Raw genomic sequence first — 16998 nt, 5'->3', positions numbered from 1 at the left:
TCCAGTGGTCGTTTCCGCGCCCGGCGCCGAGATAGGCGTTGAAACAAGGCTCCGAAACAAATTATGTGCATAGTGGAGCGATCCGCTTAATAATCGGTTTACCAAATGTGGTGTCTTTATGGCTGACGGTGATCGCCCGCTTGCCGGGCGCGCGCGGCGCAAGCATTGAACGACAAGCATATGATGCGACCATGCCGGGCGGTTCCCGGCTTGCCCCCAAGGAGAACGACATGGCCAAGAACCCGAACCTGACCCTTGCCGGCTCCGATCTCGCCGCGCTTCTGTGCAGCCGCGTCTGCCATGACGTGATTTCCCCGGTCGGGGCCATCAACAACGGCTTGGAACTGCTCGACGAAGGCGGCTCGGACGCCGATGCGCTCGATCTCATTCGCACTTCGGCGCTGAACGCCTCGGTGCGCCTCAAGCTCGCCCGCCTCGCCTTCGGCGCCTCGGGCTCGGTCGGCGCATCCATCGACACCGGCGAAGCGGAAAAGGCCGCCAAGGACTTTGCGGCCGCCGAGAAAAAAACCGAGGTGGTATGGAGCGGGCCCCGCGCCATCATCCCCAAGAACCGGGTGAAGATGCTGCTCAACCTGTTCCTGGTCGCCTATGGCTCTATCCCCCGCGGCGGCGTCATCGACGTCACGCTCGAACAGCCGGAGTTCGACGCCAAGTTCACGCTCGTCGCCAAGGGTCGGATGATGCGTCTGCCGCCCAAGTTCATGGAAATCAATTCCGGCAATGTCGAAGAGGCGATCGACGCCCACGCCATTCAGCCCTACTACACGGTCCTTCTCGCCGAGGAGGCCGGCATGGTTCTTTCGGCGGTCCAGACCGAAGATTCGCTGGTCTACACGGCGGTGATGGCCCCCGCCGAATAAACGCCTCAATCGCTCCGCTACTCTGCTCGCGCCGCACCAATTGTAACTGCTTGTTTATGGTTTTCTCCATAAGCTTCGGGGCGGCGCGAAGAACGACAATAGGGCGAACGATGACGTTGCGTATTCTGATTGCGGATGAAAGCGAGGCGGTGAGAAAGGTAGCCGCCGAAATTCTTGGCCAAATGGGTTACGACTGCGGCGAATGCGCCTCGACGCTGGAGGCGCTCGCCCGAAGCGATGCGCAAATGCCAGACGCCCTGATCGTCGACTCGGCGATGACCGGCGCTCTCGACCTGATCCGCGCTGTTCGCAGCATGCGCGAGGGACGCCGCCCTTTGATCTTCTACAGCCTGGTGAAGGCCGATCTCCGCTGCCTGATGGCCGGCAAGACCGCCGGCGCCTCCGACTTTCTCCTGAAGCCGTTCGATCGCAAGGTGCTCGCCGCAGCCTTCGCCGACATGGCCGCCATCGAGGCGGTGGCCTAGAGAGCGCGGCTCAGCTTTTCAGCCTCATTCTGTTGGTCCAAACCGGGATGATCCGCGAGGAAAAGGGCGCAGGTCGTAGCTGATGCTCCGGCCAAGCCCTCCGACGACGCGGGCGCCCGCGCCAACGCGAAAAACCCGCCTCGGCGTCCGAGGCGGGTTCTTGCGGAAACAGGGCTTGGTGAGGGATCAGGCGCTTTCCATATATTCGGCGCCATCGGGCTCGCGCAGCACATAGCCGCGGCCCCAGACGGTTTCGATGTAGTTGGCGCCGCCGGCCGCCGCTGCGAGCTTCTTGCGCAGCTTGCAGATGAACACGTCGATGATCTTCAGTTCCGGTTCGTCCATGCCGCCATAAAGGTGGTTGAGGAACATTTCCTTGGTCAGCGTCGTGCCTTTGCGGAGCGAAAGAAGCTCCAGCATCTGATATTCCTTGCCGGTCAGATGCACGCGCTGGCCGCCGATTTCGACGGTCTTGGCGTCGAGATTGACGATCAGGTCGCCGGTGATGATCACCGACTGGGCATGACCCTTCGAACGACGGACGATCGCGTGAATGCGCGCCACGAGTTCGTCCTTGTGGAACGGCTTGGTCATGTAGTCGTCGGCGCCGAATCCCAGGCCGCGCACCTTGTCTTCGATGCCAGCCATGCCCGACAGGATCAGGATCGGCGTCTTGACTTTCGAAAGGCGCAGCGTGCGAAGCACTTCATAGCCGGACATGTCGGGCAGGTTCAGGTCGAGCAGGATGATATCATAATCATACAGCTTGCCCAGATCGACGCCTTCCTCGCCCAGATCGGTCGTGTAGACGTTAAAACTTTCAGATTTGAGCATGAGCTCAATGCTCTGCGCTGTCGCGCTGTCGTCTTCAATTAGTAGAACCCGCATCTTAGTCCCCTTTTCCGCCGCCTTGAAAGGTGCAACTTCCCAACCCGGCCAGGATCCAGCTTTTGCCTGATTTGGAGGCTGCCATCAAATGGTTAACAAATTCTGATTCACCCTGGCAAGGCGTATCGTATTTGTTAAAGATTTTTCGTAGCCCCCTGATTTCCATCACACATTCCTAGAGCCCATCTTAACGTTCAAGATGAAGACTCTTGGCTAACTGACTCCGCAGACTCATTCTTTGGCATTCGTCGGTCGATGACCTCGGTCATTTACCGACCCTTAAATGATGAGGGCTATCATTAACGATGCACGTAAACGAAAGGTTACCGCCGTTATGTTTTTATTAACGTCGGCGCACTTTTTTCGAGGGATTATGAAAATGCCTCGGCGGGCAGTCCTGTTGTAAGCGGGTCTCGCTACCCATGGAGTATTGCGTATGAAGTCGCGTGAGAGCCAAGTGCGTCTAAAGGAATTCCAGCTGAAGGAGAAACGCCGTCAGCTGAAACAGCTTCAGATGATGATGGCCGAGTTTGAGCGTATGGCCAAGGATCTGGAAAACCAGATCGTTTACGAGGAAAAGAAGTCCGGCATCACAGATCCCAATCACTTCGCCTATTCGACCTTCGCCAAGGCGGCCCGGCAGCGCGCCGACAATCTTCAGGTCTCCATCAAGGAGCTGAAGGTTCAGCAGGATGCCGCGGAAGCCCAGGTGGAAGAGCTGCAGGCCGAGTTCGACAAGGCTTCGGCCATCGAGGAACGGGACGTGAAGATGCGCGCCTGAGGCGGCGTCTGCCCGACGACGTGAGATCTAGCCGCGCGGCGCCCGCCGCGAGCGGGCGCGAACGCGCGCGGCTCGATGTCATTGGCACGCGGAAAAACCGCGGTCGCATTGAGCGACCGCGGTTTTTCCGTTGTGTGCTTTTGGGGTCAGGCCGAGCGCAGCAGCGCCTCGGCTTCGTCTCGAGACGGCATGGCGGGCGCGGTGCCCGGCCGCGTCACCGAGATGCCAGCCACGGCGGAGCCGAAACGCACGGCGTCGACAGGCGGCGCGCCGCGCGACAGCGCCGCGGCGAAGCCGCCGTTGAAGGCGTCCCCTGCCCCGGTGGTGTCGACCACCGCGCCGGCCTTGAAGGCCGGGACGAGCATCGACTCGTCCTTCGTGTAATAGAGAGCGCCCTGAGCGCCCAGGGTGATGATCGCCGTCTTGACGCCCATCGACAGCAGCTTGTCCGCCGCCGCCTTGGCCTCTTCGACCGTCGTCACCGGCAGACCGGTCAGGATCTCCGCCTCGCTCTCGTTCGGCGTGACATAGTCGCAGAGCGCGAAGACGGAAGCGTCGAGCGGTTGCGCCGGGGCGGGATTGAGGATCGTCGTCGCCCCGCCCGCCTTGGCGATCTCCAGCGCCCGGATCGCGGCGTCGAGCGGCTGCTCGAGTTGGGTGACGAAAATCTTCGCCTTGCCGATCAGCTCGGCGCGCGCGTCCATATCGTGAGGCGAAATTGTCGCCGCAGCGCCCGGCGCGACGATGATGGCGTTGTTGCCGGTTCCTTCTTCGAGAGATATAGGCCGCGCCGGTATAGCTCGCGGGGTCACGGGTGACGACGGGGTTGACGCCGGCCTTTTCCCAGGTGCTCATCGCCATGTCGGCGAAAGCGTCGTCGCCGAGCTTGGTGAGAAAGGCGACGTCGCCGCCGGCGCGCGCGGCGGCCACGGCCTGGTTGGAGCCCTTGCCGCCCGGCCCGAGCGAAAAGCTCTTGCCGAGAATGGTTTCGCCGAGCTTCGGCTGGCGGACGGCGCGATAGGCGGTGTCGGCGACGAAGACGCCGAGGATCACGATATCATGCAACATGGAGGCCTCACTCGGCATCCGGCGGGATGACGCCCTTGGTGAGGATGAAGCAGCCATAGAAGCGGCGCTCGCCGGTCTGCACCACGGCGTAGGCCTTCTTGGCGAGATCGTAGAAAGCGTAGCGCTCCACGCCCACCAGCGGCCAGTGCTTGCCTTCGGCCTTGTCGATGGCCGACTGGACTTCCTGCTGCACGCCGGGGATCTCGTCGGGATTGCCGACGACTTCCATGCGCTGAGCGGCGTTGTCGATGAACGTGTCGAGCGGCATCAGCGACAGGATCGCTTCGGCGGCCTGGGCCGACGTCGTGTTCTCCATCCGGAGAAGGCTGCCATAGACGGTCTGCTGCGCCACCGACTCCGAAGGAAAATTGAGGTCGGACAGGACGATGTAATCGCCATGCCCCATCGACTTCAGAACATAGAGAACATCCGCATTGAGAAGCGGAGATAGACCTTTGAGCATATTGGCCTCCCAGAATTGTCTTTATGAGTTGGACGCGGACGGCGGCGGAACGCCGCCATGCGCTCAGATCCGCTTGCCGGTCGCGCCGTCGAAGACATGCGCGACTTCACGTCTCGGTCTGAGGCGGATGGTTTGTCCCGGCGAAAACATATGCCGCTCGCGAAACAGAGCGAGGATGTCTCGGCCGCCGGCATGCACGAACACCATGGTTTCCGAGCCGGTCGGCTCGACCACCCCGACCTTGCCCTCGAAACCGTCATCGGCGATTTCGAGATGTTCGGGACGGATGCCGTAGGTGACCTCCTGTCCTTCGGTCACGGCGTGCTTCGTCCCCACCGGCAACAACACGTCGCCGGCCTCGACGAAGGCTTCGCCGCCGACGATCTTCACGCGACCCTTGATCAGGTTCATCGACGGCGAACCGATGAACGTCGCCACGAACAGATTGGCCGGATTGTCGTAGAGTTCCAGCGGCGCGCCGATCTGCTCGACGCGGCCATCCTGCAACACCACGATCCGGTCAGCCATGGTCATGGCCTCGACCTGGTCATGGGTCACATAGACCGTGGTGGTCTTGAGCCGCTGATGCAATTCCTTGATCTCGGTGCGCATCTGAACGCGCAGCTTGGCGTCGAGGTTGGACAAGGGCTCGTCGAACAGGAAGACCTGCGGATTGCGCACGATCGCGCGACCCATCGCCACGCGCTGGCGCTGACCGCCCGACAATTGCCGCGGATAACGATCGAGATAGGGCGTGAGGCCGAGGATATTGGCCGCCGAAGCGACGCGCTCGGCGACGATGGCCGGGTCCGTCTTCTTGAGCTTGAGCGAAAAGGCCATGTTGTCCTTGACCTTCATATGCGGATAAAGCGCATAGGACTGGAACACCATGGCGATGTCGCGATCGGACGGCGGCACATTGTTGACCACCCGGTCGCCGATCATGATCTTGCCTCCGGTGATGCTTTCGAGACCGGCGACCATGCGCAGCAGCGTGGACTTGCCGCAGCCGGACGGTCCGACGAGAACAACGAATTCTCCATCCGCAATATCGATGTCGACGCCGTGAATGACTTCGAGGGACCCATAGGCCTTCCTGACGTCCTGGACCAGAACCTGAGACATTCCACCTCCCGAATGCGGATATCGTTTCGAACCCGACGCCGAGCGCGGCTACCGTTGTTCAAAACTTACAATACCTCCCCAAGAGCGTCGCGCAGCCCCCACAGGCCGCCGCTCCCTTAATTTCCGTGTAGCGGACGCCGAATGGACTGTCCAGATTTTTCCGGTTGCGCATGTATTGCGACGCAGCAGGATTACCGCAATGCAATATAAGCCATTGAAATTGATGATTGACGGCCGACGCGGGACGGATTTATTTTGAAAATCGCGAAATCCGGCGCGGTTTACCCGCTGTCTGCGTGACCGCGGGAGGGTTTGTCCTTATCAATGTCGGTAAAATACAATTTGCGTCCGACGTGGTCGACATGCAAGACTTCTTTGACGAAACAGCGAGGCGGAGGAGTGCGCCAGACTGGTTCGTAAGCCAATATGGGAGGATATGGCGTGAAAATTGAACTCTACGAATTGCTGGCCAAACAGGCCATGAACCGGCGCAGCCTGCTCAAGGGCGCGGCGAGCCTCGGCGCGATGGGCCTCGCAGGCACGTCCCTGTCCGGCCTTGCCGGCCCGGCGATGGCGCAGGACAATCTGCGCGCGGAAATCCTGAAGATTCCAGGCGTCGGCGCGGGATCGCCCACGGACGCAGACTGGCAGAAGGTCGGCGAAATGTGCCTCGGCGCCACCAAGGCGTCGGTCAAGGAAGGCGAGTTCAAGGGCGTCGAGCTGTCCTTCATGGGCCTCAACAACCAGAACCTCCACAACGTGCTCTTCCGCGGCCTGCTTTACGCCTGGGAGCAATATACCGGCGCCAAGATCAATTGGATCGATCTCGCCCAAGCCGATTATAACGCCCGCCTGCAGCAGTCCATCGCCACCGGCACGGTCGATTTCGACATTCTCGAAATGGGCGCGCCCTTCGAAGGCGACGTTTGCGGCAAGGGCCTAGCCTCGGTCATGCCGGATTGGGTCAAAGCCCAGATCGACATGGACGACTATGTCGGCTATCTCAAGGCGCCGGTCGGCACCTGGGACGGCAAGACCTATCGCATCTCCGTCGACGGCGACTGCCACAACTTCAACTATCGCACCGACGTGTTCTCGAACGCCGACCTCGCCAAGGCCTGGAAGGACGAAGGACATCAGGGCGAATGGGGCGTGCCGAAGACCTGGCAGCAGGTTCAGGAAGCCACAAAGTTCCTCAAGGGCAAGCAGCTCGACGGCCAGGATCTCTATGGTTATCTCGATGCGCCCAAGGGCTGGGGCGGCTTCGGCTTCTACTTCCTCGCCTCGCGCGCGACGGCTTACGCCAAGCATCCCGACGACAAGGCCTGGCTGTTCGATCCGGACACGATGAAGCCGCGCGTCAACAATCCGGCCTGGGTGCGCACCATTCAGGACGTCATCGACGCGCTGCCGTCCGAGCCCGCCGACCAGCTCAACGCCGACCCGGGCACGACCGCCTTCCAACAGTTCCTCGCCGGCACCGGCTCGATGCTGGCCTGGTGGGGCGACGTCGGCTCCTCGGCCAAGACGTCCGATTCCTCGGTCATCGGCGACACCGTCGGCTTCTCGATCCTTCCGGGTTCGGACGACGTCTACAACGCCAAGACCGGCCAGTGGGACAAGCTCGCTTCGGGCCCGAACTACGCGCCGAACATGGCCTATATCGGCTGGGGCATCTATGTCATGGCCCGCGTCGACGCCGATCCGGTCAAGCAGAAGGCCGCCTGGTCCGCCGCAGCCCATCTCGGCGGCAAGGACATCTCGCTGTGGACGGCCGCCTATCCGTCGGGCATGCAGCCCTACCGCAACTCGCATTTCAACATCGAGGAATGGGTTGCCGCCGGTTATGACGAGGCCTTCATCTCGTCCTATCTCGGTTCGGAAAAGGACAGCTACAACCATCCGAACGCGGCGATCGAACCGCGCATCCCCGGCATCTTCCAGTACTATTCGGTCGCCGAAGACGAACTGGCCAAGATCTTCGCCGGCCAGATGACCGCGCAGGAAGGCGCCGACAAGATCGCCGCCGCCTGGGAAAAACTCACCGACCAGATCGGTCGCGACAAGCAGATCGCGCTCTACAAGGCCTCGCTCGGCCTGTAATCGCGCAAGTCTCGCATCAGGGCCGGCGGCGGCGTTACGCCGCCGGCCTTTCTGTTTACTTGGACATCTAGAGGAATGGGCGGAGCCGCATGTCGAGCAGCGCTGATCTGGTCAATGACCGGCTATTCACGGTCAACACCGACGACGAAATTCCCGAAAGCCGCAAACGGCTGGGGCGCCTGGCGTTCTGGGCCGCGACGGCCTTGCTCGTCGCCACCGCTGTAGTGCAGAGCTTTCACGTCGCAGGCCTGCTTGCGGTCGGCTTCGACAACTGGCGTCCGGTGCTCTACGCCGTCATGCTGTGGTGCGTGGCGCTGGCCTATTCGCTGGTGATGGTCCGGGGCGAATACGGCAAGAAGATGCTGTTCATCCTCCCTGCCTTTCTGTTCACCGTGTTTATGGTGATCTTTCCGACCATCTTCGGTCTGTACATCGCCTTCACCGATTGGAATCTTTCCTCTTTCGAAGGCCAGCATTTCAACGGCGTCGACAATCTGGTGCGGATGTCGAGCGATCCGTATTTCTGGAACGCCATCCTCAATATGGTTTACTACGTGTTGGCGATCCTGGTGGAATACGCCATCGCCTTCGGGCTCGCTTTGCTCCTGAACGCAGAAATCCGGGCGCGCAAATTCTTCCGCGTCGCCTTCCTGCTGCCCTTCATGCTGTCGCCGGTGGCGGTGTCGTGGATGGTGGGCAAGTCGCTCGGCGAATATCGCTTCGGACCCCTCGCCACATTGGCGCGCCATCTCGGCTGGGACCAGCCCGCCTTCTTCTCGACACCGGGCATCGCCCGCGTGTCGATCATGATCATGGACGCCTGGACCTATATTCCCTTCATGCTGATCATGCTGTTGGCCGGTCTTCAGGCCATGCCGAAAGAGGTGCAGGAAGCCGCCCGCGTCGATGGCGCGACGCCCTGGCAGGCCTTCTGGCGCATCACCTTCCCGCTGATGCTGCCGGTGTCGATCACCGCCGTCATCCTCCGGGTGATCTTCAAGCTGAAGCTCGCCGACATCGTCATCAACATGACCGCCGGCGGCCGGGCGGGGCGACCGACACCGTGACCAGCTTCATCTTCCGCGAATATCGAGAGCGATCGAATGTCGGTTACGGCACCATGCTGGCCTTCGTCTATCTCGTGCTGATCATCCTCTTCGTCACCGGCTTGCTGAAACTCGCCAGCCGGTGGAACACCAGCGACCAGAATTGAGGAGGACGTCATGACGACACTGAGCCAAGCCATCAGCGCCGCCGACGCGCCCATGGAAAAAGACGGAACCGCCAAATTCTATTTCGGCCGCTTCTTCATCTATGGAGCGCTGACGCTCTGGACCATCATCTGCCTGTTTCCGATCTACTGGACGCTGACGACGTCGTTCAAGGTCGCCAAGGATGTGCAGAAGGGCGCGATCACCCCCTGGGTCGACTTCGCGCCCAATTGGAAAGGCTGGCAATCGCTCGGCCTGTCCCCTGAAAGCATCGTCCGCCCCTCCACGGTGCGCGATGAATTCCTGAAGCGCTTCTTCAACAGCGTCATCACCTCGGTCAGCGCCTCGCTGCTCGCGGTGCTGATCGGCTCGCTCGCGGCCTATGGTCTGACCCGCTTCGCCTACAAGATCGGATGGATGCGCAACAAAGACCTCTCCTTCTTCTTCCTGTCACAGCTTATCCTGCCGCCGGTTGTGCTGGCGCTGCCGTTCCTGGCGCTCTACAAGGAGTTGGCGCTGCTCGACACCACCATCGGCCTGGTGATGCTCTACACGCTGATGGTGCTGCCGATCGTCATCTGGATCATGCGCGACCAGTTCGCCGGCATTCCCGTCGAGCTCGAGGAAGCGGCGCTGGTGGACGGCCTGTCGATCTGGGGCGCCTTCTTCCGCATCGTCTTTCCTCTGGCCGCGCCCGGCATGGTCGCCGCCTTCATCCTGGCGCTGGTGCTGTGCTGGAATGAATATTTCTTCGCCGCCCTGCTCACCTCCACCCATGCGACGACTGTCCCGGTGATGGTGGCGAGCCAGACCGGATCGCAGGGCATCAACTGGTGGTCCATGGCGGCGCTGTCGACGGCGGCCATCGCGCCGCTGGTCGTCATCGGCATTTTCCTCGAACGCTACATCATCAAGGGCATGACGGCCGGGTCGGTGAAGTGATGCTGAAAAGAATCCCGCGTCTGCTGAGCGCCGAAGCCCTGAACGCGCTGATGTTGATGGGCCATGGCGACGAGTTCCTGATCTGCGACGTCAATCACCCGGCGGCCACCATCGCGCGGGACACCGTCTACGGCGAGATCATCGATCTCGCGGGCGCGGACATACCCACCGCGCTCGCCGCCATTCTCGAACTGTTTCCGGTCGACACTTTCGTCGAGCAGCCGGTCAAGCGCATGCAAGTCGTCGGCAATCCCGGCGAGGTCCTGCCGATCTTCGACGCCGTGCAGGCGGCGGTCGATGCGGCCGAAGGCCGATCCGTGGGGATGGCGGCGCTCGAGCGCTTCGCCTTCTATGAGGCGGCGCGGCAGAGTTTCGTGGTGTTTCGAACATCCGATCCTGGGCCTTACGGTTGTTTTATCGTCAAGAAGGGCGTGATCTAGACGGAGCCTGGAAGACGTCTCCTTCCGACGTAGAATATTTATCAGCATGCTAATTGTTTTCTGGCGCCACGGCTCCTACCTGATCGATGCAATGATCATTTAGGAAGGCACTCATGCTTCTCGACACCCTCTCCTGGCGCTACGCCACCAAGAAAATGGACCCCTCCAAGACCGTCGCCGAAGACAAGGTCGACCGCATTGTCGAGGCGGCCCGGCTTGCTCCGACATCGAGCGGGCTGCAACCCTTCGAAGTCATCGTCATCACCAACAAGGACATACGCGAGAAGATCAAGGCGATCGCCTGGAACCAGGCGCAGGTCACGGACGGCTCGCATCTGCTCGTCTTCGCCGCCTGGGACAATTACACGACCGATCGCATCAACAAAATGTTCGACCTCGTCAACGAGGAACGCGGCTTCTCCAACGAGGGTTGGGAAAACTACCGCCAGATGCTGCTCGACAGCTATCCCCAGCGCGATGAGCAGGTGAACTTCGAGCACGCGGCCCGCCAGGCTTATATCGGCTTCGGCCTCGCCATCGCCCAGGCGGCGGAAGAAAAGGTCGATGCGACCCCGATGGAAGGCTTCGATCCCGCAGCCCTCGACGAGATCCTCGGCCTGCGCGCGCGCGGCCTGCGCTCTGTGACCATTCTGCCGCTCGGCTATCGCGAAGCGGAAGGCGATTGGCTGGCCAACCTCAAGAAGGTGCGTCGCCCCAAGGACGAGTTCGTCTCCGTCGTCGCCTGACCCCGGCGGAACGCGATGGATTTGCTGTCGCGTTCCTCTTTTTGCCGTCGAAATTGAACCGGTTCAGGAAACTGTAACTGGCTTCGTATATTATTCCGTGGTTAAATAACCGCCGGAAGCCAGCGTCGTGGATCTCGCCACCATTCTCTTGCTGTTCAAATCGTCTCTCTTGGTCGGGGCGTTGTGCTTTTTATACGTCCGCGGACATGGCGACCATGTCCAGGGGCTCGGCGTGCTCGCCACATCTTTCTTGCTCCAGGCCGCCGCGACCACGCTCGCCGGCCTGGTGGAGGCCCACGACGTCGTGGGCGCAGGATGGACCTTAGCCAGCTTCGCATTCGGCCTGCTCGGTTACGCTCTCATGTGGATCGGCCTGAAGACGCTGACCACCGGCGCCGGCGCCAACCCTCTCAGTCTCGCCTTCGTCCCTCCGGTGCTGCTGTCCATCGGCATCTGGGCCAGTGGGCATGTTCAGGACAACGCCATCAGGGCCTCCGTCTTCAATCTCTGCGCGACCTGCTATCTCCTGGCCTGCGCCGGCATGGTGTTTCATGATCTGCGGCGGGAGCGGTTGAGCGCGAAGATCCCTCTTTCGCTGGCGCTCGGTTTCGGCGCGCTTCTCTGCCTGGCGATCGTGCTCGGCATCAACGGGTTGGTTCTGTCGCCCGCCGTGCTCGATGTCGTCTTCTTCCTGTTGATCGTGCTGTTCTTCATCATCTGCCTGTTCATCATCATCATGGTGAAGGAGCGGACAGAGGCGGATCTGCACCGGCTGATCGCCACGGATGAACTGACCGGCCTTCCCAACCGGCGGCACTTCTTCAACGGCCTGCCGCAGCAGCCGAACACCGGCGACGCCTTCATCCTGCTCGACATCGACCATTTCAAACGCGTGAACGACACGATGGGCCATGCCGCCGGAGACGAGGTTTTGCGGAAGGTGGCCGCGGCGATTTCCGGCGGCCTGCCGTCGCATGCGATCTACGGACGTCTGGGCGGCGAGGAATTCGGCGTCTTCCTGCCCGGATCGGGCCATGACGCCGCGCTCGCCCTTGCGGAACTGATACGCAAGCGGATCGAAAGCCACGACGGCGTCGTCACCACCATCAGCGCCGGCGTCGCCATCGCCAGAACCGCAAACGGCATCTCCGACGTCATGAGCGCAGCCGACGCGGCGCTTTACAAGGCCAAGCAGAACGGCCGCAACCGAGTCTGGCTACACGCCGAAGCCTGAACCGAGCCGCGTCACCGAGCGGACAAGTCGCGCATCAGATCCTTGGTCTGCAGATAGAGACTGCGGAATATCCGGTGATTGCGGGCATGGGCCGCGTGCGGACGGGCCGCGACTTCAGCCTCGACCGGGTTCCACGCCAGGATATCCTCGCGCCTGACATCGCCGACGCCAAGCGCGGCGAGAAAAGCGTCGCCATAGGAGGCGCCGACCATGCGTCGCGCCAATCTCTGCGGAAGGCCCGAAACATCGGAGGTCGCTTCCAGCCAGATCTTGTTCTTGACGCCGCCGCCTACCGCCATCAATCGTCTTGGCGCTGCGCCGACTTCCGCATAGGTCTCGAAAATATGATTGGTGGCATGCGCGATGCCCTCGATCAGCGCCCGATAGATGTCGCCGCGGCCATGGGTGAGATTGAGCCCGAACAGCACGCCCTTGGCGTCGGGATCATGCAGCGGCGTCCGCTCGCCGGAAAAATAGGGCAGGAAGACCAATCCCTTCGCGCCCGGCTCGGACGTTTCCGCCTCGCGGGCGAGTTCGGAGAAAGCCTGGGCCGGATCGAGATCCCGCCCGAACTGGTCGCGGAACCAATGCGTGAGCGTGCCCGACGTCGCGAGCCCCGACATCGAGGCGTGCTCGCCCGGAAACAGCCAGGGCGCATACCAGAGACGGGCGTCGCGCACGCGCGTCTCGGTCAGTTCGATGATGAAGATGGTCGAGCCATACATCACCATCATGTCGCCGGCTTCGCTCACGCCGACGGAGAAGGCTTCCGCCGCCGCATCGATCGTCCCGCAAATCACGGGCGTGCCCGCGGCCAGCCCGGTGGCGTGCGCGGCGGCGGCCGTGACTTCGCCGGCTATATCGGTGGTCCAGAGGATCTCGGGCAGCTTGTCCAGCGGCGCGATGCCGGCATTGAGCGCATCCGACCAGCCCTGCTCGTCGATCCGGTAGAGAGGCGAGAAGTTGGCGGCGGTGTAATGATCCATCACCGACCGACCCGTCAGCTTCTGGACGATATAAGTCGTCGACGTCACGAACTTGTCGGCCTTGTCATAGAGATCGGGCCGGTTGTTCTTGAGCCACAGAATCTTCGGCCCGACCGATTGCGACGTCAGCGCATTGCCGCATTCGTCGAGAATGCGCGCCTCGCCGAGACTGGCGGTCAAACTTTCGATCTCGCGGGCGGCGCGGGTGTCGACGCCATAGAGGACGCCGTTCATCAGCGCATTGCCGTCGCGATCCACCGGCAGCATGCAGGGGCCGATGGCTGAGGCGCCGACTGCGCGGATATCGTGCGGATCGATCCCGCTTTTGGCGATCAGCGCCTTGGAGAGAAAGCAGAAGTCGCCCCACCAATCCTTATCGGGATCGTGTTCGGCCCAGCCCGGCTGCGGCACCAGCATCTTGTGCGGGCGCGCAGCCTGCGCGACGATCTCGCCGGCGGCGCCATCGACCAGCACGCCCTTGGATTCGAAAGTCCCGATATCGACGCCGAGATAATAGGCCATCGTCCCCTCTATTGTTCGAAATCGTCCCGGTCGAGGCTGAAGCCCGGCTTGACCCTGACAATGGCCGCGACGAGCAGGCGCGTCAGCTCTTCGAGATCGGCGAGATCGCACATTTCCAGCGAGGAATGCGAATAGCGCATGGGAAAGCCCATATCGATCGACGCCACGCCCTGGCCGACCAGCTGCACATAGGAGGAATCCGTCAGGCAGCCGATATGGGCGCTCTTCTGCAGGCGGATCTTCTCGCCCTCCGCCGTCTCCTCGAACAGTCGGACAAGCGCCGGATGCGGGATCGTGCCGTTGAGCGTTCCGCGTCCGTGGAAGGAATAGAGCCCCATGCCCGGCCCGCCGCCGAGCGTCACATCGCCGCGCGCGCCCATGTCGGGCGTGTCGGCGGCGAGGATGATGTCGATCTGGATGGCGATATCGGGCTCGAGCATCTGCGCCGCTGTCAGCGCGCCGCGTAGATTGAACTCCTCAAGCACGGAGAAGACGATATGCACCGTCGGCCTGTCCTCGGCCGAGGCGAGCGCGCGGGCCGCCTCCAGCACAACCGCGCAGCCGGCCCGGTCATCGACCGACGTGCCGGCGATGCGGCCGTTGCGGAGGTCGATGACCTCGGGCTGGTAGACGATGGGCGCGCCCACATCGATGCCCGCAGCCAGAGCCTCCTCGGCGCTTTTGAAGCCGGCGTCGATATAGAGCTCCGGATAGGGCAGCACCTTGTATTTCTCGTCCGGCTGGGTGGCGTGATGGGCCTTGTTGGCGATCACGCCGGAAATATCCCGGCCGTCGCCGAGCGAGAACAGCACCGCCTGCGAGGCGAGCGCGCGCTCCGGCACCCCGCCCAGCCGTTCGACACGGATATAGCCGTTTTTCTCGATCTTGCGGACCACGAAGCCGAGCTGGTCCATATGGGTGAACAGCATCACCGAGGGCGCGCCCTCGGCGCCATCTATCGTGGCGATCAGATTGCCCAGCCGGTCGGTGCGGGTTTCAAGCCCGATCTCCTGCAACTGCGCCTTGAGGTAACGGCGGACGCGCCCTTCATAGCCGGACAGGCCGGGAATGCGCATCAGCGTTTCGAGTTCGGCTCTCAGCCTGTCGCGCATATCCGCCTCCTCAGCGATCCATGCGGACCTGGCGCATGAATTCCGCCGCCCGCTCGGGATCGACGGCGTTCCAGGTGTGGCCGTCATATTTGAGCGACGAGCCGACGATGACGCCATCGGCCACCTTCAACGTATCGCGCACCGTGGCGTGCTTCACGCCGGTATTGGCGAAGACATAGGTGTCGGGCAGCACGCGCTTCACGGCTTCGAGATCGGTCATTTCGGCCGCCTCGCCGGTGATGTTGCCGGACACCAGCACCGCATCGGGAATGGACGAAAACACCGCGCTGCGAGCGCGATCGGCGACGCTGCGACGGTCGAGCGAATAGGCGAATTCCGCCGAGATGTTATACAGCAACGCCAGATCCTGGCGATGGAGCCGGTCGCGATAGCGCATCGCTTTGCCCGCATCGGGGGTCCAGGGGCCCATGTCGGAGGCATAGGTTCCGGTGAAGATTTCTCGAACGAAACCCGCGCCTGTGGCGGCGGCCAGCGCGATCGACGCTTCGGGATCCCAGAGCACGTTGACGCCGAAGGGAATGCGGATCTCCTGGCGCATCTGGCCGATCACATAGGCCATGGTGGCGATCGACGCGGTATCCACCTTGAATTCATAGGGCCGGTCGTTTTCGTTGCCGAACATCACGGCGTCGAAGCCGGCGTCCTGCAGCGCGGCCAGATCCTTGCGGACGCCGTCCAGCAGCGCCTCCAGGCCGCCTTCGCGATCATAGAGCGGCGAGCCGGGCAGCGCGCCGAAATGGACCATGGCGATGACGGGCTTGATGTCGCCGAACAGGCGTTTCAGTTTTTCACTCACGATACGATCTCCTCCAAACCGTGACCGGGAACTTGCCATTTCATCCGCGGCTTGTCACGGGCGCACCTTTGAAAATGAATAAAAACAATTGCTTTCGCATCCGCCGCCTCGATACACTCCCCGTACGAGGAGACTTATTCAGGAGGATGGCGATGAAAATCCGGCACTGGGACCGTCGCGGCAATGGCGGTTTCGATTTCACCGAGCTCGGTTTCGGCACGGCCCCGCTCGGCAATCTCTACAAGGCGATTTCGGACGAAGACGCGCATGCGGTTCTCGACGCCGCCTGGGAAACCGGCTGCCGCTATTTCGACACCGCACCGCTCTACGGCCTCGGACTGTCCGAACGCCGCGTCGGCGATTTTCTCAAGGCGAAGAAGCGTGAGGACTATCTAATCTCGACCAAGGTCGGTCGTCTCATGTCGGTCTGCCCTCCGGAACAACGCACCGGCATCGGCAAGTTTTTCGACACGCCCAACCGCCGCGAGGTCTACGACTATTCCTATGACGGCGTGATGCGCTCCTTCGAAGCCTCCTTCGAGCGCACCGGTCTCGATCGCTTCGACATCATCTTCGTCCACGACGTCGACATCTTCACCCATGGCTCCAAGGAGGCGTCGGACGCCCGCATCGAGGAATTCATGCGCGGCGGCTATTACGCGCTGCTGTCGCTGAGGGACCAGGGCGTGATCGGCGCTTTTGGCGGCGGCGTCAATGAATGGCAGGTGTGCCAGACGCTGGCCGAGCGCGGAGATTTCGACCTGTTTCTGCTCGCGGGCCGCTACACATTGCTCGAACAGGAGGCGCTTACGAGCTTCCTGCCGCTCTGCGAACAGCGCAATATCGGCATCGTGCTCGGTGGACCCTACAATTCCGGCATCCTCGCCCGCGGCCCATCCGAAGCGGCCCAGTACAACTACTCCGACGCGCCGGCCGAGGTGGTCGAGCGTGTCCGCAGAATCGACGCCGTCTGCCAGGCGCATGGCGTGCGGCTGATCGAAGCGGCGCTGAATTTCCCGCTCAGGCATCCGCAGGTTGTTTCCGTCATTCCGGGCGGCCAGAGCGTGGCGGAAGTCCGCTCAATCGCGACATTCTCGGCAAGAACATTCCATCCGCTTTGTGGGATCAATTGAAATCGGAAGGCCTGCTCCGCGCCGACGCGCCGGTGTGAATTACTTCGTCATTGACCGCTCA

General features: G+C 62.0%; 14 protein-coding genes and 3 pseudogenes. 10 read left to right on the top strand and 7 right to left on the bottom strand.

Annotated elements, in window-relative coordinates:
* The first annotated feature begins 230 nt into the window (after positions 1-230).
* Positions 231-881, top strand: a complete 651-nt coding sequence (gene chpT / locus H2O14_RS16225) for a histidine phosphotransferase ChpT (protein WP_182828463.1) — start codon at positions 231-233, stop codon at positions 879-881.
* 110 nt (positions 882-991) lie between these two features.
* Positions 992-1366 carry a PleD family two-component system response regulator gene (locus H2O14_RS16220; RefSeq protein WP_182828462.1) on the top strand — a complete coding sequence of 125 codons (375 nt, stop codon included), beginning with the start codon at positions 992-994 and terminating at the stop codon, positions 1364-1366.
* 186 nt (positions 1367-1552) lie between these two features.
* On the opposite strand, the gene ctrA is transcribed toward H2O14_RS16220, so the two are convergent.
* Positions 1553-2254: a response regulator transcription factor CtrA gene (ctrA, locus tag H2O14_RS16215; protein ID WP_182828461.1), complete on the bottom strand. Its 702-nt coding sequence runs from the start codon at positions 2252-2254 to the stop codon at positions 1553-1555.
* A gap of 436 nt (positions 2255-2690) precedes the next feature.
* Between ctrA and H2O14_RS16210 the strand changes: the two genes are divergently transcribed.
* Complete coding sequence (locus tag H2O14_RS16210; protein WP_182828460.1) at positions 2691-3035, top strand: flagellar export protein FliJ; 345 nt, start codon at positions 2691-2693, stop codon at positions 3033-3035.
* A 146-nt stretch (positions 3036-3181) separates the two neighbouring features.
* Here the strand turns inward: H2O14_RS16210 and rbsK are convergent.
* The 3 genes and pseudogenes from rbsK to H2O14_RS16195 form a co-directional block, all read right to left on the bottom strand.
* Positions 3182-4103, bottom strand: a pseudogene (gene rbsK, locus H2O14_RS16205) (ribokinase).
* Between the two features lie 7 nt (positions 4104-4110).
* Positions 4111-4566, bottom strand: a complete 456-nt coding sequence (locus H2O14_RS16200; RefSeq protein WP_182828459.1) for an RbsD/FucU family protein — start codon at positions 4564-4566, stop codon at positions 4111-4113.
* 63 nt (positions 4567-4629) lie between these two features.
* Positions 4630-5691, bottom strand: coding sequence for an ABC transporter ATP-binding protein (locus H2O14_RS16195; protein ID WP_182828458.1), 1062 nt, complete (start codon positions 5689-5691; stop codon positions 4630-4632).
* 480 nt (positions 5692-6171) lie between these two features.
* Here H2O14_RS16195 and H2O14_RS16190 point away from each other — a divergent pair, with 480 nt between their 5' ends.
* The 6 genes and pseudogenes from H2O14_RS16190 to H2O14_RS28905 all read left to right on the top strand — a co-directional run bounded on the left by H2O14_RS16190 (position 6172) and on the right by H2O14_RS28905 (position 12367).
* Positions 6172-7794, top strand: a complete 1623-nt coding sequence (locus H2O14_RS16190) for a sugar ABC transporter substrate-binding protein (protein WP_246697625.1) — start codon at positions 6172-6174, stop codon at positions 7792-7794.
* Positions 7795-7883: 89 nt separating this feature from the next.
* A pseudogene (locus H2O14_RS16185) lies at positions 7884-9007 on the top strand (carbohydrate ABC transporter permease).
* A 52-nt stretch (positions 9008-9059) separates the two neighbouring features.
* Positions 9060-9947 (top strand): carbohydrate ABC transporter permease, encoded by an 888-nt coding sequence (locus H2O14_RS16180; protein WP_182829406.1) that lies wholly within the window; start codon positions 9060-9062, stop codon positions 9945-9947.
* Complete coding sequence (locus H2O14_RS16175) at positions 9947-10387, top strand: RbsD/FucU family protein (protein WP_182828456.1); 441 nt, start codon at positions 9947-9949, stop codon at positions 10385-10387. Before H2O14_RS16180 ends, H2O14_RS16175 begins: the two co-directional genes overlap by 1 nt.
* A gap of 113 nt (positions 10388-10500) precedes the next feature.
* Positions 10501-11133: an NAD(P)H-dependent oxidoreductase gene (locus tag H2O14_RS16170; protein WP_182828455.1), complete on the top strand. Its 633-nt coding sequence runs from the start codon at positions 10501-10503 to the stop codon at positions 11131-11133.
* 127 nt (positions 11134-11260) lie between these two features.
* A complete protein-coding gene (locus tag H2O14_RS28905; protein WP_182828454.1) occupies positions 11261-12367 on the top strand; it encodes a sensor domain-containing diguanylate cyclase in 1107 nt (368 codons plus the stop codon).
* A gap of 11 nt (positions 12368-12378) precedes the next feature.
* On the opposite strand, the gene H2O14_RS16160 is transcribed toward H2O14_RS28905, so the two are convergent.
* Genes H2O14_RS16160 through H2O14_RS16150 form a run of 3 tightly spaced genes read right to left on the bottom strand, consistent with a single transcriptional unit; the run spans position 12379 to position 15804 of the window.
* Positions 12379-13875: an FGGY-family carbohydrate kinase gene (locus H2O14_RS16160; RefSeq protein WP_182828453.1), complete on the bottom strand. Its 1497-nt coding sequence runs from the start codon at positions 13873-13875 to the stop codon at positions 12379-12381.
* 8 nt (positions 13876-13883) lie between these two features.
* Positions 13884-14987, bottom strand: coding sequence for a M42 family metallopeptidase (locus H2O14_RS16155; RefSeq protein WP_182828452.1), 1104 nt, complete (start codon positions 14985-14987; stop codon positions 13884-13886).
* A gap of 10 nt (positions 14988-14997) precedes the next feature.
* Positions 14998-15804 (bottom strand): BtpA/SgcQ family protein, encoded by an 807-nt coding sequence (locus tag H2O14_RS16150; protein ID WP_312858614.1) that lies wholly within the window; start codon positions 15802-15804, stop codon positions 14998-15000.
* Positions 15805-15956: 152 nt separating this feature from the next.
* Between H2O14_RS16150 and H2O14_RS16145 the strand changes: the two are divergent.
* A pseudogene (locus H2O14_RS16145) lies at positions 15957-16975 on the top strand (aldo/keto reductase).
* Positions 16976-16998: the final 23 nt, after the last annotated feature.

This window comes from Rhizobium sp. G21, assembly GCF_014158035.1.
In the GTDB taxonomy this organism is placed as follows: domain Bacteria; phylum Pseudomonadota; class Alphaproteobacteria; order Rhizobiales; family Rhizobiaceae; genus Rhizobium_E.
The sequence above is the reverse complement of the archived record's forward strand: the minus strand, read 5'-3'. Positions and strand labels throughout refer to the sequence as shown.

What these genes read in the sequence shown, in the direction of transcription:
- chpT (WP_182828463.1), top strand. Translation starts at nt 231, where the DNA reads ATGGCCAAGAACCCGAACCTGACCCTTGCCGGCTCCGATCTCGCCGCG.
- H2O14_RS16220 (WP_182828462.1), top strand. Translation starts at nt 992, where the DNA reads ATGACGTTGCGTATTCTGATTGCGGATGAAAGCGAGGCGGTGAGAAAG.
- ctrA (WP_182828461.1), bottom strand. Translation starts at nt 2,254, where the DNA reads ATGCGGGTTCTACTAATTGAAGACGACAGCGCGACAGCGCAGAGCATT.
- H2O14_RS16210 (WP_182828460.1), top strand. Translation starts at nt 2,691, where the DNA reads ATGAAGTCGCGTGAGAGCCAAGTGCGTCTAAAGGAATTCCAGCTGAAG.
- H2O14_RS16200 (WP_182828459.1), bottom strand. Translation starts at nt 4,566, where the DNA reads ATGCTCAAAGGTCTATCTCCGCTTCTCAATGCGGATGTTCTCTATGTT.
- H2O14_RS16195 (WP_182828458.1), bottom strand. Translation starts at nt 5,691, where the DNA reads ATGTCTCAGGTTCTGGTCCAGGACGTCAGGAAGGCCTATGGGTCCCTC.
- H2O14_RS16190 (WP_246697625.1), top strand. Translation starts at nt 6,172, where the DNA reads ATGAACCGGCGCAGCCTGCTCAAGGGCGCGGCGAGCCTCGGCGCGATG.
- H2O14_RS16180 (WP_182829406.1), top strand. Translation starts at nt 9,060, where the DNA reads ATGGAAAAAGACGGAACCGCCAAATTCTATTTCGGCCGCTTCTTCATC.
- H2O14_RS16175 (WP_182828456.1), top strand. Translation starts at nt 9,947, where the DNA reads ATGCTGAAAAGAATCCCGCGTCTGCTGAGCGCCGAAGCCCTGAACGCG.
- H2O14_RS16170 (WP_182828455.1), top strand. Translation starts at nt 10,501, where the DNA reads ATGCTTCTCGACACCCTCTCCTGGCGCTACGCCACCAAGAAAATGGAC.
- H2O14_RS16160 (WP_182828453.1), bottom strand. Translation starts at nt 13,875, where the DNA reads ATGGCCTATTATCTCGGCGTCGATATCGGGACTTTCGAATCCAAGGGC.
- H2O14_RS16155 (WP_182828452.1), bottom strand. Translation starts at nt 14,987, where the DNA reads ATGCGCGACAGGCTGAGAGCCGAACTCGAAACGCTGATGCGCATTCCC.